The organism is Yersinia entomophaga, from assembly GCF_001656035.1.
Lineage (GTDB): Bacteria > Pseudomonadota > Gammaproteobacteria > Enterobacterales > Enterobacteriaceae > Yersinia > Yersinia entomophaga.
Genome location: NZ_CP010029.1, coordinates 3,376,250 through 3,390,739, shown reverse-complemented (window position 1 = coordinate 3,390,739; position 14,490 = coordinate 3,376,250). Strand labels below are relative to the sequence as shown.

The window sequence follows — 14,490 nt, the reverse complement described above, 5'->3', positions numbered from 1 at the left end:
ACTATTCTGGCTCGTTTTGCGCAGCGGCGCGGCGAGCCTGCTTCAGCGCTTTTTGCTGCTCCCGGCGCTGGCGGAAAAAGGCGCTCAGCGTAGCAGAACATGCCTCAGCCAGAACGCCGGAAGTAATTTCGACCTGATGATTCATCCCCGGATGACGCAAAATGTCCACCAACGAGCCTGCCGCGCCGGTTTTCACATCGTCAGCACCGTAAACCAGACGACGAATACGGCTGTGTACCATGGCTCCGGCGCACATCACGCAAGGTTCCAGCGTGACATATAATGTCGCGTTAAGCAGTCGATAGTTCTGTAGCGCCTGCCCGCCTTGGCGTAACGCCATGATTTCAGCGTGAGCAGTAGGATCATGATGGATGATAGGTCGGTTCCAGCCAACGCCAATAACCTGATTATCTAACACCAACACTGCGCCAACCGGCACTTCGCCCTCTTCCTGCGCGCGCTGCGCCAGCTCTAATGCCTGACGCATCCAGTATTCATCATTATATTCAATAGACACATTCACCTCTCAGGCACTTTTGCGGCGGGCATTATACACAGCGCAGGCGCAGAACGGGGATTTTGTCCGCCCGAAGTACTCAGACTATCGCTACCGGGCTATTCATCTATTACTTATACTCAATAAAAGTCATCAATACAGTAAAGTGAAGAATACATAGAAAATCTCGCCGTCACCTTCACATTGCTGACCCGAAGCAATGGCTTAAACCGCCGAGAGAACCTGTCATACAAGGGAACCTGGATATGAAACTCAGCAAAAAAAATGCGGCGGTGGTACAGAAAACCCTAGATGGCTGGGCCAGTGAAGGCGTCATTGCGCCGGAAGAACATCAGCGCCTGTTAAAGCACGTTGTGATTCAGCCTTTTGATTGGCGCAGACTGGCGAGCTATGCCTTTTTAGGCGCGCTCGCTTGCCTGGCTACCGCCGTTGCCAGCCTGTTTGCCGACAGCGTTCTCATTGCCTGGATTAGCCAATTCCTGCGCTTCGACGCTCCGGCCATTTCCGTAATCTGCGCAGGGATTGCCGTTACATTCTATTATTGGGGATTTCGCCGTTATCGCCTCAGCCCAGATAAAATTTACAGCAATGAAGCCCTGCTGTTTCTCGGCGTATTATTTACCGCAACATCTTTAGGCTACTTAGGCATTTGGCTGGATAACGGCAGTGGCCGCGTTTCTCTATTATTGCTGCTCGGTGCGGGAATTTATGCACTAATCGGCTGGCTAGGCCGCTCCCCCTTGGTCTGGCTATTTGCTCTGTTATCTCTGGGGAACGCCTTTGGCGCAGAAACGGGCTACCTTTCCGGCTGGGGAGCTTATTGGCTGGGCCTGAACTACCCGCTGCGCTTTATTCTTTTCGGTTTGATACTGATATCGGTCGTTCTGCTGGCCCAAAACCCGCTGCGCCAGCGGCGGCTGGAACGGGTTTCACAAGCAATGGGGCTGCTATACCTATTTCTCGCTTTATGGTTACTGTCGATCTTCGGCAATTACGGTGATATTGACGGCTGGTATCAGGTGCGCCAGATCGCGCTGTTTCATTGGAGCCTACTGTTTGCTCTGGCGGCAGGAGCCGCTATATGGCTGGGTTTGAAGCGAGATGACGCCATGCTTCGCGGCTTCGGCTTAACCTTTTTAGCCATCAATCTGTACACCCGTTTTTTCGAACTGTTTTGGGATTCGCTGACCAAAACGCTGTTTTTCGTGATTCTGGGCGGAAGCTTATGGTTACTCGGTCGCTACGCGGAAAAAATCTGGCGTTTAGGCCATAGTAATACCGATGTAACACATTGAGGCAACAACTGACGTAACTCAATAACCGAGCCTTTAAAGTCATGAAAAACAGCGGCAAACCCTGCGGTTATTCCAGGAAAACAATCACTCTAACCGCTGTAATTCGCCGTTCTTACTCACCCGCCAGCGGTGTTCGCAGAAAAACAGCAACGGGTTATCCTGCCTACTGTCGCTATAACCGCTATAAAGTTTCAAGGGAGAGCCGAGCCGCTGCTCAAGCTGTACCACTTTTTCCTGCCCCAGACAGCGTAGCGGCAAAATCCAGCCGCCGTTGCATCGCGCCATTTGGCTACCAACAAGATGTAACTTGGGCAGATAAAGAGAATCATGGTAAACCTGCTCCACCAGCCGCTGCGGTGAACCGGTGATCAGCCACACCTGCGTATCTTGCTGTTCCAGATACTGCCGCAGGCGCATTTTTACTACAGGAAAACCCACCACTTTCTGACGAAACGCCCCCACGAAGCGCCGCTCCAGATCTTTCAGATGAGATTCGCTACGGCCGAAGGTCATGCTCCACAACAGCAGGCTAAGCGGCCAGCGGGCGCAGCGGCCTCCTGCCAGTAAGCCAATCCCAACGACGGGTAATAACGGAATAACCAGAAGTAAATTAAGAGGTAAGCGACGAGTAAGAAACCGCAAAAAGCTGCCAAACATATCTTGCTGATGCAGCGTCCCGTCTAAATCAAAAAATACAACGCGTTTGCCTTCAGCGGCCTGCGGCGCGATGTTTGCTAAGGTCGATTCTGGCATCAACTTATCACTCCTCAAAATGTCTTTCGCTCTGCCAAATCCGCGTCGACAGAGCGATATCCTAAAGTGATACTACCGCCTTTTTCCTTACCATGAACAGCGTTACGCTATTATTCTTCTGGATCGGTAAACCCCATAATCCAGGTAAATATAAAACCGGCCAGAATAGTGATTGCCATCCCCAAAAGGTACAACATGACTTTGCCGGAAATAATGGTCAAAGCCAGCGGTAGGCCGGAAATCCCGAAGGTTATCACCGTCGCCACTTTCCAATAGCTGATTAACGCCCCTCCGATTGCCCCCCCCAAGCAAGCGCCGATAAAGGGTTTACCTAAAGGTAACGTCACCCCAAAAATCAGTGGTTCGCCAATGCCTAAAATGCCGACCGGCAGAGCCCCTTTAATCACTTTTTTCAGACGCGCATTGCGCGTTTTCATCAGTACCGCCAACGCGGCGCCAATTTGCCCTACGCCAGCCATCGCCAGTATCGGCAGTAACGGATTGGCGCCGTGAGCCTGCACCAGCTCTACGTGAATAGGCACCAATCCCTGATGTAAACCGGACAGTACCAGCGGCAGAAACAGCCCGGACAGCAGCGCGCCGACCCACAGTCCGCCGCGATCGATAGCCAAATTGACTCCGTGGGTAATCACTTCAGAAATATACCCGCCCAGCGGTTGTAGCAGCAAAATAGCCAAAGAGGCGGTAATTAGCGTAGTTAACAACGGATTGACAATAAGCTCTATCGATTCAGGCAGGTGATTACGCAACCATTTCTCGATCCAGCACATCAATGCCACAACCAGTAAAACGGCAATAACTCCACCGCGACCAGGCTGCAACGCTTCGCCAAACAGCGTAATTTGCGCCAGCGCCGGGCTGGATAAAATACCGGCCATTACGCCGCCCATTGCCTGCGAACCGCCGAACACTCTGGCGGCATTGACGCCCACCAGAATATTCATAATCGCAAACACTGCACTGCCAAAGATCGCCAACAACCCCAGAATATTCGGGTAATGCAGCGCTAAATCGCCAGAAATATCCGGACGCTTGAGAATATTCACTATTCCCATAATTAAGCCGGAAGCAATAAATGCAGGAATTAGCGGGATGAAAACGTCAGCCAGTTTCTTCAGCGCACCGCTCATTGGAGCCGCATATTTAGCTTTGGCCTGCGCTTTATTTCGACCGATCGCATCGGTTTCAGCGATGTCTTCTGTTTTTCCAACCATCAGGCCCCGCATGCGCTCAACCACCTTCGACGCCGCGCCGGGGCCAACAATAAACTGATGCTGTTCCCCCTGCTTAATATAGCCTTTGACTCCGGTTAACTGCTTCAAATGAGATAAATCCAGCAGATTGTCGTCTTTAACCTCAACTCGAACCCGGGTCATACAATTTTCAAGTTTTCGAATATTGGCTTCGCCACCAATACCGACCAAAATTTGCTGCGCTAAAGCGGTTGATTTATCCATTGCCACATATCCTCAGGCTGAGCGCTATAAAGCGGCGCGCAGATAACCATTATGCTGCGCCAAATCCTGCCGAGCCCGCTCTGCGCCAACGCCTTTCAGGATCATCAAAATCGCCGGTTTAACCTCAAAATCGGTCTGTTTCAGCGCATTTTCCGCTTCTTCCCTTCCTGCGCCGGTGGCTTCCACCACGATGCGGCAGGCGCGATCCACCAGCTTCACGTTAGTGGCTTTTACATCCACCATCAGGTTTTGATACACCTTGCCCAATTTCACCATCGCGCCAGTAGACAGCATATTCAGCACCAGCTTTTGCGCAGTTCCGGATTTTAACCGCGTTGAACCGGTTAACGCTTCCGGCCCTACTACGGGGGAAATTGCCAGCTGCGCTTCCCGCGCAATAGGTGAGTCAGGGTTACAGGAAATCGCAACCGTTGGGCAACCTAACTCGCGAGCATAGCGCAAAGCGCCGATCACATAGGGCGTGCGACCGGAAGCGGCCAGGCCAACCACCATATCCGTGGAGGTTAACTTCAATGCCTGTAAATCTTCCGCACCTAATGTCAGGCTGTCCTCCGCCCCCTCTACCGCCTTCAGTAAGGCTCCCGGCCCACCGGCAATCAGGCCGATCACTAATCCGTGAGGCACGCCAAAAGTGGGTGGGCACTCGGATGCATCTAATACGCCCAGACGACCGCTGGTTCCCGCTCCCAGATAGATCAGACGCCCGCCAGCCTTCAAAGCTTCGGCAGCTAAATCAACCGCCTGCGCAATTTCAGGTAACACTAAACGAATCGCATCGGGAACCTTACGATCTTCATCGTTAAAACGCTCCACCATTTCCAGGGTGGATAATTTATCCAGATCCCTTGTTGCCGGATTACGGCTTTCTGATACCAAAGTACCTAAGTTCATACGTCACCTCATTGAATTTTTAATTCACATTAATATATTTATAATTGAATATTATATTCAACAAGGCGAGTGTTTTTGGCTATCTTTAGAGCAGAGATCACAAAAATCGGTAAGTTAACCCTATCCATGCGCCCGATCTGATTTTTTAGCGCTAAACATGGCAGAATGTCTTCCCGCTTTCAGGAATGGTGTTATGAGCAGTCTTCTACGCATACGACAGATCTACCCTACATTGGCGCAAAACGACCGAAAACTGGCTGATTTTCTGCTGGAAAATCCTGAACAGGCGCGGCATCTCAGCTCGCAGAAATTGGCGCAAATGGCCGGAGTCAGCCAGTCTGGCGTAGTGAAATTTGCTCAAAAACTGGGATATAAAGGCTTTCCGGCGCTAAAACTGGCGTTGAGCGAAGTGGTGGCCACACCGCAGGCCGCGGTGAAAGTACATAATCAGATTCTCAGTACCGATGGTTTAAAAACCGTAGGTGAAAAGCTATTGGCAGAAAAGCAGGCCGCTCTACGCGCCACGCTGGATATCAACAGTGAAGAACGCCTGCTCATGGCGCTGGAAATGCTGAAAAATGCTCGTCGAGTTATCCTACTGGGGATCGGTGCTTCTGGACTTGTGGCGAAGGATTTATCCTATAAGTTGTTGAAAATCGGCATTATGGCGGTAGCCGAAGCGGATATGCACGTACAATTAGCGACGGTTCAGGCCATGAGTCCACAGGATTTACTGCTTGCCATATCTTTCAGCGGCGAACGAAGGGAAGTGAATCTGGCGGCGGAGGAAGCGCGGGCTGCGGGAGCCAAGGTGCTGGCACTCACCAGTTTTTCCCCTAATGGCCTACAGCAACGCGCCGATCATTGTTTGTATACCATTGCGGAAGAACCGGCCATTCGCAGCGCGGCAATCTCCTCCAGCACCGCTCAGTTTGCTCTCACCGATTTGCTCTTTATGGCAATCATCCAGCAAGATTTTGATCAGGCGCAAGACCACATCAACCACAGCGCAAATCTGGTGAAAAAACTGGTCTAAGGCGATGATAGCGGTATAATCGCCGGCTGATTTATGTCCCCCACACCAAAGGTAGCGAACTCATGGCCCTGTTGATCACGCGTAAATGCATTAATTGCGATATGTGCGAACCGGAGTGCCCGAATCAGGCTATTACGATGGGCGAAGAAATTTATCAAATTGATCCAATGCGCTGTACAGAGTGCGTCGGCCACTACGAAACGCCTACCTGCCAATTGGTTTGCCCGATTGATAACACTATTATTACCGATCCGGCCTGCGTCGAAACTAACGAGCAGCTATGGGATAAATACGTTCTGCTGCATCACGCCGACCGCCTGTAACCGCGCCGCAGTTGCAACAAAGGGCGTATAAATACGCCCTTGCCAAGATCCGAATCGATTAAATCCTGATTAACTCTCAATTATCACCGTTGCACAGGCATAGCGCCGTTCATCCGCTAAAGAAACATGCAGAGATGCCACGCCCAGCTCCAGCGCCAGCTCCGCAGCGCGGCCATGTAAGTGCAGCGTCGGCTTGCCTAAAACGTCATTGACGACTTCAAACTGATTGAATGCCAGTCCGTTGCGAATACCGGTGCCAAACGCCTTAGCTGCCGCTTCTTTCACCGCAAAACGCTTAGCCAGAAACCGCACCGGCTGCTGATGTTGCTGATACTGTTGCCATTCTGCCGGGCTGAGAACTCGCTTTGCCAGCCGCTCTCCACTGCGATTCACCACAGCTTCCATACGTGAGATTTCAACAATATCAGTACCCAGCCCCAAAATAGCCATCAGCGACGCGCTTCCCGCATTAAGGTTTTCATTTCGGAAACCGCAGCCGGCAAGCCGGTCATCACCGCCTGGCCGATAATCGCGTGACCGATATTCAGTTCATGCATTTCAGGTAAGGCAGCAATAGGCTGAACGTTATGATAAGTCAGGCCGTGTCCGGCATTCACTTTCAGACCTTTGCCAGCGGCATAGGCCGCCGCTTTGGCAATACGCATCAGCTCCGCCTGACGAATCAGATCGGATTTAGCATCAGCATAAGCGCCGGTATGAATCTCAATGTAAGGTGCACCTACCGCCACCGCGGCGTCAATCTGGCGCATATCGGCATCAATAAACAGCGAAACCAGAATCCCCGCGTCGGTAAGCTGACCAACAGCCAACGTCATTTTGTCGATCTGACCGGCAACGTCTAACCCGCCTTCGGTGGTCACTTCCTGACGTTTTTCCGGCACCAGACAGCAAAAGTGCGGCTGAATGTCGCAGGCGATGTCCAGCATCTCGTCCGTGACGGCCATTTCCAGGTTCATTCGAGTCTGAATGGTCTGACGCAAAATCCGTACGTCTCTATCGGTAATATGACGGCGATCTTCGCGTAAATGAACGGTAATACCGTCAGCACCAGACTGTTCGGCAATGAAAGCCGCCTGAACCGGATCGGGATAGTGAGTACCACGCGCATTTCGTAACGTAGCGATATGATCGATATTAACGCCTAGCAGCAAATCAGCCATGACAGCCCTCCAGAAAAGCCCGTAGTAAGATAGGTTAACAGCCCGCAGTTTACACCGAGTGCAGGCGCAGCGGATAGGTTAGGATCGGGGAAAGTTGATACAGAACGGATTAAAAATCAATAAAATCAGGATGTCTGCGTCGGGTCGGCAGGAGGTTTTATTACAAATTGTCTGAATAATTCACGACTTTTAAGCGGTTTACCGCCCAAATAAGGTTTCAACGCCATTCGAGTAAAACGCTTGGCGGCACGTAATGTATCAGCATCGGGAAACTCCCGACTGGCCAATGCCTGTAGCTGCCGTCCGGTAAAACTGTAGTGGTCCACCACCAAACTGGCGATAAAACCTTTCTCTTCCCGATAGCGATAAGTCATGGTGTCAGCGACGGCTTGCCCACTCCCGGCGCAATGGAGAAAATCCACGCCGTAACCCAGACTGGATAGCATAGCCAGCTCGAACTGACGTAAAGCGTGTTCAGGGGAACCGTCCGTTGCGGCAAGGGCTTGTAAGCAATGGAGATAATCGAAGAATAATGCAGAATAGTTAGTACCGTGCTCCAGTACGCGAGACAGTAGTTCGTTAACGTACAGCCCGCTGTAAAGCATCGATCCGCTGAGTGGCAGCGCCAGAGAAACCGGCTCCGCATTACGTAGTGTTTTCACTTCCCCACGACCGGCCCAGCGAACCAGTAATGGCGTAAAAGGCTGTAAACAGCCTTTTAAATTGGAACGTCGGCCACGCGCACCCTTGGCCAAAACTCGCATGCGCCCTTCCCCTTCGGTAAACAAATCCAGCATCAGGCTGGTTTCGCTGTAAGGGCGACTATGCAAAACAAATGCGCGCTGCCAACCTTCCATCGACGAGTCTTATTTCAGATCGTCGGTATAGCCTAAGCTGCGCAATGCACGTTCGTCATCGGCCCAGCCTGATTTCACTTTCACCCACAGTTCAAGATGCACTTTGGCATCAAACATTTGTTCCATGTCCTGACGGGCTTCGATACCAATAGTCTTAATCTTGGCACCTTTGTTACCGATAACCATTTTTTTCTGGCCTTCACGTTCAACCAGAATCAGACCGTGGATGTTGTAACCACCACGTTCATTCGGCACAAACTGCTCGATTTCTACGGTAACCGAGTAAGGCAGTTCTTCACCCAGGAAGCGCATCAATTTTTCACGAATAATTTCCGACGCCATAAAGCGCTGGGAACGGTCGGTGATGTATTCTTCCGGGAAATGATGTTCAGCTTCCGGCATATGCTTACGCACGATGGCCGCGATGGTGTCCACGTTCATGCCTTTCTCCGCAGAGATTGGCACCACATCAAGGAAATTCATCTGCTGGCTCAGGAACTGAATATGTGGCAACAGCTTGGTTTTATCCGTGACGTTATCCACTTTGTTGATAGCCAACAGAACCGGGCATTTCAAGCTGCGCAGTTTATTCACGACCATTTCATCGTCGGCGGTCCAGTTAGTTCCTTCGACAACAAAAATAACCAATTCCACGTCACCAATCGAGCTGCTAGCCGCTCGGTTCATCAAACGGTTGATGGCACGTTTTTCTTCAATATGCAGCCCCGGGGTATCCACATAGATAGCCTGATAAGGCCCTTCAGTATGGATGCCCATAATCCGGTGGCGGGTTGTCTGCGGCTTACGCGAGGTGATGGAAATCTTTTGACCCAACAACTCGTTTAGCAAGGTTGATTTGCCCACGTTCGGACGACCAACAATTGCAATAAAACCACAATACGTTTTTTCTACTTCGCTCATTCAAGCTCCAACTGTTTCAGCGCTTGTTCCGCTGCTGCCTGCTCAGCTTTACGACGACTTGACCCAGTACCGACTACCGGCTCGCTCAAGCCACTGACCTGGCAGTGGATAGTAAATTCCTGATCGTGTGCTTCTCCGCGAACCTGCACAACCAGGTAAGAAGGTAACGGCAGATGGCGACCCTGCAGGTATTCCTGCAAACGCGTTTTTGGGTCTTTCTGCTTGTCACCGGGGCTGATTTCATCTAACCGGCTACGATACCAGTCCAAAATCAGCCGTTCGACCGTTTGAATACCGCTATCGAGGAACACACCGCCGATAAGGGCTTCTACCGTATCTGCCAAAATGGATTCACGACGAAAACCGCCGCTCTTCAATTCACCCGGGCCAAGGCGTAAACATTCGCCAAGGTCAAATTCACGGGCCATTTCGGCGAGAGTATTGCCTCGAACCAAGGTTGCCCGCATCCGACTCATGTCGCCCTCGTCTACGCGAGGGAAGCGGTGATACAACTCATTGGCGATAACAAAACTCAGAATTGAGTCACCCAGGAACTCTAAACGCTCATTGTGTTTGCTGCTGGCGCTGCGATGAGTCAGAGCTTGCAGCAAGAGATCCTGCTGTTGAAAAGTATAGCCCAGCTTCCGCTGTAGCCTGGTTATTACGATGGGATTCATGAGTTACCAATAGATCAAGAATGCGTCAAAAACTACAGCATACGGAACAGGTCTGCTTCGCCCAAGCCAACACAAAGCTGTTTCGTTTGCAGTGCCTCCAACAGGAAGCCAACTTTTATCGCTCGAAAGGTTATTCTACAACGTGTGGAAACATAATGCTGCGTTTATATATACCCTTATTAATTGAAATTCTGGCGTTGTTGGGGCATTCACCGCCCAAATTGCTGATGTCGATCAGCTTATCGGGATTTATCGGATTATTGCCAGCCAACAGCGCCAGTCAATCAGGATACCGCTCAGATTAATGAATTCCACCAATACGGCTTAAACGCACACCCGTTGGCCATTCACCTTCCTGCTTTTCAAAACTCATCCAGATAGCAGTGGCTTTACCCACCAGATTGCGCTCAGGGACGAAGCCCCAGAAGCGACTATCCGCACTATTATCCCGGTTATCACCCATCATAAAGTAGTGACCTTCCGGAACCACCCAAACGCCAAGCGGCTGGTCTGGCTGCTGATAATAAGCACCAATCTGATCGTTCCGACCCGGCACCATCAGAATCTGATGGGAAACCGGCCCTAAACTTTCGCTGCGCTGACGCAAACGTACACCATCATCTGGAACCGGCTTATTGGTCGGAATCTGGAAGAATCCGGCCGAAGACTCGCCCATACCGCTGAAGCGGAAAGTCTGGACGAATTCGCTCGGCACAGATTCGCTGTAAGTAATGGCTAACGCGCTATCACAAGAGTGACCAGTATTGCAGGCTGGCTGCACCGTTACTTGTTTGGCAATAGGATCGTAACTAACCCGATCTCCCGGCAAACCAACCACACGCTTGATGTAATCAACCCGAGGATCCAGCGGATACTTAAATACCACCACGTCGCCGCGTTTCGGATGTCCCGTTGGGATCAGCGTCGTCTGGGTAATAGGATCTTTAATGCCGTAGGCATACTTTTCCACCAGAATAAAATCGCCGATCAGCATAGTTGGCATCATCGATCCAGACGGAATCTGAAATGGCTCATAAATGAATGAACGCACGATAAACACCAGCGCCAGCACCGGGAAAATCGAAGCACAGGTCTCGATCCAGCCAGGCTGACGAGCAACTTTAGATAAAGCTTTCTCATCTACCGTGCCCGCTGTTTGGGCATTGATAGCCGCAATTTTTGCCTGACGTGCCGGCGCCCATTTGAAACGCTCGAAACACCAGATAATCCCTGTGACCAGCGTAGCTACGGCCAGAATCAAGGCGAACATGTTAGCCATTCAAACTCCTTACAACTTATTTTCCGTCTTTGCCAACGTGCAGAATGGCCAGGAAAGCCTCTTGTGGCAACTCAACGTTACCCACCTGCTTCATACGTTTTTTACCGTCTTTCTGCTTCTGCAACAGCTTTTTCTTACGGCTAACATCACCGCCGTAACACTTCGCCAATACGTTTTTACGCAGCTGTTTCACGGTTGAACGCGCAATGATGTGGTTGCCGATAGCCGCCTGAATTGCAATATCGAATTGCTGGCGCGGAATCAGCTCTTTCATCTTCTCGACCAAATCGCGACCACGATATTGAGCGTTGTCACGGTGAGTAATCAGAGCCAGTGCATCAACACGTTCGTTGTTGATCAAAACGTCAACGCGGACCATGTCAGAGGTCTGGAAACGCTTGAAATTATAGTCCAGGGACGCATAGCCGCGTGACGTTGATTTCAGGCGGTCAAAGAAGTCCAGCACCACTTCTGCCATCGGGATTTCGTAGGTCAGCGCCACCTGGTTACCGTGGTAAACCATGTTGGTCTGTACGCCACGTTTCTCGATACACAGTGTAATAACGTTACCCAGATACTCTTGCGGCAACAGCATATGACACTCTGCGATAGGCTCGCGCAACTCTTCAATGTTGTTCAGTGCCGGTAGCTTAGACGGACTATCAACATAAACGGTTTCCTGACTAGTGGTAATCACTTCATACACTACGGTTGGCGCAGTGGTAATCAGTTCCAGATCGTATTCACGTTCCAGACGTTCCTGAATGATTTCCATATGCAGCAAGCCAAGGAAACCACAGCGGAAACCAAAACCCAGCGCAGTAGAACTCTCTGGTTCATAGAACAGAGACGCGTCGTTCAGGCTCAATTTACCCAGCGCATCACGGAAGCTTTCGTAATCATCAGAGCTGATTGGGAACAAACCGGCATAAACCTGCGGTTTCACTTTCTTAAAGCCCGGCAGGGATTTTTCCGCCGGTTGACGAGCCAGCGTCAGCGTATCGCCGACTGGCGCGCCAAGAATGTCTTTAATCGCGCAGACCAACCAGCCTACTTCGCCACAGTTCAACACTTCGCGGTCAATACGTTTTGGCGTGAAGATACCTAAGCGGTCAGCGTTATAGGTCTGGCCAGTGCTCATCACTTTGATCTTGTCGCCTTTGCGCAAGGTACCGTTTTTAATACGGATCAAAGAAACAACGCCCAGATAGTTATCGAACCATGAGTCGATGATCAGCGCCTGTAATGGAGCTTCCGGATCGCCCTCTGGCGGCGGAATATCACGCACCAGACGCTCAAGCACATCAGGTACACCAACACCGGTTTTCGCCGAGCAGCGCACGGCGTCAGCAGCATCGATACCGACGATATCTTCAATCTCTTCCGCTACGCGTTCAGGATCGGCGGCTGGCAGGTCGATTTTGTTCAAAACCGGAACCACTTCCAGATCCATTTCCATCGCGGTATAGCAGTTGGCTAATGTCTGGGCTTCAACGCCCTGCCCAGCATCCACCACCAGCAGTGCGCCTTCACAGGCCGCCAGCGAGCGGGAAACCTCATAAGAGAAGTCTACGTGACCGGGAGTATCGATAAAGTTGAGCTGATAAGTTTGACCGTCCTGAGCACGATAATCCAAGGTCACGCTTTGTGCCTTGATGGTAATCCCGCGCTCACGCTCCAGATCCATGGAATCCAGAACCTGCGCGGCCATTTCGCGCTCACTTAAACCGCCACAAATCTGGATAATACGGTCAGACAGCGTCGACTTACCGTGGTCAATATGGGCAATAATGGAGAAATTTCGTATATGCTTCATTATAAAAGTTTTTCTGCCTTGGTATTTCTGAATCATTCGCCTATGGACACACGCATGGACATAAAGCGACAGTCAGTATTGTAAGTTGTTAGGTTGGCTGTCTTTCGCCTAAGTCGCGGTATTCTACATGTCAAGACAATGAAAACCTAGTCATCCTCATGCCAATCCTTACTATTATCCTTGCTTTCAGATGAAATCAAGTCGCTCTGTCAGGACACTCCTCGAGAGCAATAGCGGCCCATCATTGGCATTAATATGAATACCGGAACCGCGAGTCGCTCGGCTTAAAGGATAGTCGCATTAAAGCTTAACGCGCCGTATTTTTATGTTGCTGATTTATATCAGAGTTTAAATCCATTTAAATAAAGTGGTTATTGGGCGGATTTGGGAGATATGCTCAAAGAAACCTACGTCATTCTCTTCTTGGCTCTCCTCCTAAGTCACTTATTATTTTCTCATTGAGGTAACTGATGTCTTTTCAGAAATACCCATTCACTTTAGGAAAAACCTCATATCGTCAATATTCGCCTCACCTAGAATATAAAAATCACCTTGGAATAACCTAAATGGTGAAACCGTTTTATCGCCATTAAGGAGGTCTGATGATCGATGAAGGCCCAATTCTCAGCCGCCACGAGTTTAGTAAGAAAAACTCAAAACTGACACTGGCTTCCGTCGCCTTTATTATAGTAATGACACTGGTGATTATCACATTGGCAACGGCAACCAATGTATTTTCTACGCCTTCAATATTATTGGTGTTGTGCATTCTGCTGGCGGCATTATCCCTGAGCGTCCTGCTTTATTCCCGGTTATATATCACGCCGGACTTTACCTATTTCTTATATGAGAATGGCGTTCGGGTATTTAATCATTACAGTGAAAAAGTTTATTTCATTCCTTTTGATAAAATCACGCATATTTACCATTTCCACTTGGGGATTAATCCAAGGGGAAAGATAAACGCAATGGCATTTCGCGCCTCACACCACCAGCAATGGAATATTATCGTTTCTAATATCATGGGAGCTAACCCCTTGATGCGAAATATCGTTTATCAACAGGTTAGCCATGCTGGCGACGCCTGTCTTACCCGACTATTTCAGGGAGAAATAATCAACTTTGATGTGGTTAACAAAAAACCGTCTTGGTTTAATCAATTTATTGATCATGACCTGGTTGAGGTTATTCCCCATGCCATTAGGCTGAACGCACGCACTTTAACCACGCAGCAACGCGTCATTGATATCGAGAATATACGGAGAATTGAAACTGGGAGTAAGGGCAATAATAACGAGTCGATACGCCTGCTTGATGATGAAGGGAGTGTTTTATTTTCGATAAATTATGCGGAATTAATCAGCGCAGATCTGTTTATTGCCTTAATTCAACATATGATTCAAAACCGCATACCAGCCTATCACAGCCCGATAAATCACTAATTT

The 14,490-nt window shown here is 50.0% G+C and carries 16 protein-coding genes; 5 read left to right on the top strand and 11 right to left on the bottom strand.

Annotation, left to right across the window (positions count from 1 at the left end):
- Nucleotide 1: 1 nt before the first annotated feature.
- Nucleotides 2-487 carry a tRNA adenosine(34) deaminase TadA gene (gene tadA, locus PL78_RS15355; protein ID WP_064516810.1) on the bottom strand — a complete coding sequence of 162 codons (486 nt, stop codon included), beginning with the start codon at nucleotides 485-487 and terminating at the stop codon, nucleotides 2-4.
- Nucleotides 488-762: 275 nt separating this feature from the next.
- On the opposite strand from tadA, the gene PL78_RS15350 reads away from it, so the two are divergent.
- Entirely contained in the window at nucleotides 763-1,812 is a 1,050-nt protein-coding gene (locus tag PL78_RS15350; RefSeq protein WP_064516808.1) for a hypothetical protein, read from the top strand.
- Nucleotides 1,813-1,896: 84 nt separating this feature from the next.
- Here the strand turns inward: PL78_RS15350 and yfhb are convergent, their stop codons facing one another.
- From yfhb to murQ, 3 genes are all read right to left on the bottom strand, one after another.
- Nucleotides 1,897-2,565: a phosphatidylglycerophosphatase C gene (gene yfhb, locus PL78_RS15345; RefSeq protein WP_064516806.1), complete on the bottom strand. Its 669-nt coding sequence runs from the start codon at nucleotides 2,563-2,565 to the stop codon at nucleotides 1,897-1,899.
- Nucleotides 2,566-2,675: 110 nt separating this feature from the next.
- The gene (locus PL78_RS15340; RefSeq protein ID WP_064516804.1) at nucleotides 2,676-4,043 is read right to left on the bottom strand and encodes a PTS transporter subunit EIIC; all 1,368 of its coding nucleotides are present in this window, start codon (nucleotides 4,041-4,043) and stop codon (nucleotides 2,676-2,678) included.
- A gap of 24 nt (nucleotides 4,044-4,067) precedes the next feature.
- Nucleotides 4,068-4,955 carry an N-acetylmuramic acid 6-phosphate etherase gene (gene murQ, locus PL78_RS15335; protein ID WP_064516802.1) on the bottom strand — a complete coding sequence of 296 codons (888 nt, stop codon included), beginning with the start codon at nucleotides 4,953-4,955 and terminating at the stop codon, nucleotides 4,068-4,070.
- Between the two features lie 193 nt (nucleotides 4,956-5,148).
- Between murQ and PL78_RS15330 the strand changes: the two genes are divergently transcribed.
- On the top strand, nucleotides 5,149-5,991 hold the full coding sequence (locus tag PL78_RS15330; RefSeq protein WP_064516800.1) for a MurR/RpiR family transcriptional regulator: 843 nt from the start codon (nucleotides 5,149-5,151) through the stop codon (nucleotides 5,989-5,991).
- A gap of 62 nt (nucleotides 5,992-6,053) precedes the next feature.
- Complete coding sequence (locus tag PL78_RS15325) at nucleotides 6,054-6,314, top strand: YfhL family 4Fe-4S dicluster ferredoxin (RefSeq protein ID WP_064516798.1); 261 nt, start codon at nucleotides 6,054-6,056, stop codon at nucleotides 6,312-6,314.
- 69 nt (nucleotides 6,315-6,383) lie between these two features.
- Here PL78_RS15325 and acpS read toward each other — a convergent pair whose 3' ends face one another.
- The 5 genes from acpS to rnc all read right to left on the bottom strand — a co-directional run bounded on the left by acpS (nucleotide 6,384) and on the right by rnc (nucleotide 9,950).
- The gene (acpS, locus tag PL78_RS15320; RefSeq protein ID WP_064516796.1) at nucleotides 6,384-6,764 is read right to left on the bottom strand and encodes a holo-ACP synthase; all 381 of its coding nucleotides are present in this window, start codon (nucleotides 6,762-6,764) and stop codon (nucleotides 6,384-6,386) included.
- Nucleotides 6,764-7,495, bottom strand: a complete 732-nt coding sequence (pdxJ, locus tag PL78_RS15315; RefSeq protein ID WP_064516794.1) for a pyridoxine 5'-phosphate synthase — start codon at nucleotides 7,493-7,495, stop codon at nucleotides 6,764-6,766. Before pdxJ ends, acpS begins: the two co-directional genes overlap by 1 nt.
- 125 nt (nucleotides 7,496-7,620) lie before the next feature.
- Nucleotides 7,621-8,352, bottom strand: a complete 732-nt coding sequence (gene recO / locus PL78_RS15310) for a DNA repair protein RecO (RefSeq protein WP_064516792.1) — start codon at nucleotides 8,350-8,352, stop codon at nucleotides 7,621-7,623.
- 9 nt (nucleotides 8,353-8,361) lie between these two features.
- A complete protein-coding gene (era, locus tag PL78_RS15305; RefSeq protein WP_049601833.1) occupies nucleotides 8,362-9,273 on the bottom strand; it encodes a GTPase Era in 912 nt (303 codons plus the stop codon).
- Nucleotides 9,270-9,950 (bottom strand): ribonuclease III, encoded by a 681-nt coding sequence (gene rnc, locus PL78_RS15300; protein ID WP_049601836.1) that lies wholly within the window; start codon nucleotides 9,948-9,950, stop codon nucleotides 9,270-9,272. The genes era and rnc overlap by 4 nt, the downstream gene beginning before the upstream one ends.
- Before the next feature lie 20 nt (nucleotides 9,951-9,970).
- Between rnc and PL78_RS15295 the strand changes: the two genes are divergently transcribed.
- Complete coding sequence (locus PL78_RS15295) at nucleotides 9,971-10,255, top strand: hypothetical protein (protein WP_064516790.1); 285 nt, start codon at nucleotides 9,971-9,973, stop codon at nucleotides 10,253-10,255.
- Here the strand turns inward: PL78_RS15295 and lepB are convergent.
- Both lepB and lepA read right to left on the bottom strand, forming a co-directional pair.
- The gene (lepB, locus tag PL78_RS15290) at nucleotides 10,252-11,229 is read right to left on the bottom strand and encodes a signal peptidase I (protein ID WP_064516788.1); all 978 of its coding nucleotides are present in this window, start codon (nucleotides 11,227-11,229) and stop codon (nucleotides 10,252-10,254) included. The genes PL78_RS15295 and lepB overlap by 4 nt on opposite strands.
- A 16-nt stretch (nucleotides 11,230-11,245) precedes the next feature.
- Complete coding sequence (gene lepA / locus PL78_RS15285) at nucleotides 11,246-13,045, bottom strand: translation elongation factor 4 (RefSeq protein WP_064516786.1); 1,800 nt, start codon at nucleotides 13,043-13,045, stop codon at nucleotides 11,246-11,248.
- 602 nt (nucleotides 13,046-13,647) lie between these two features.
- On the opposite strand from lepA, the gene PL78_RS15280 reads away from it, so the two are divergent.
- Nucleotides 13,648-14,487, top strand: a complete 840-nt coding sequence (locus tag PL78_RS15280; RefSeq protein WP_064516783.1) for a hypothetical protein — start codon at nucleotides 13,648-13,650, stop codon at nucleotides 14,485-14,487.
- Nucleotides 14,488-14,490: the final 3 nt, after the last annotated feature.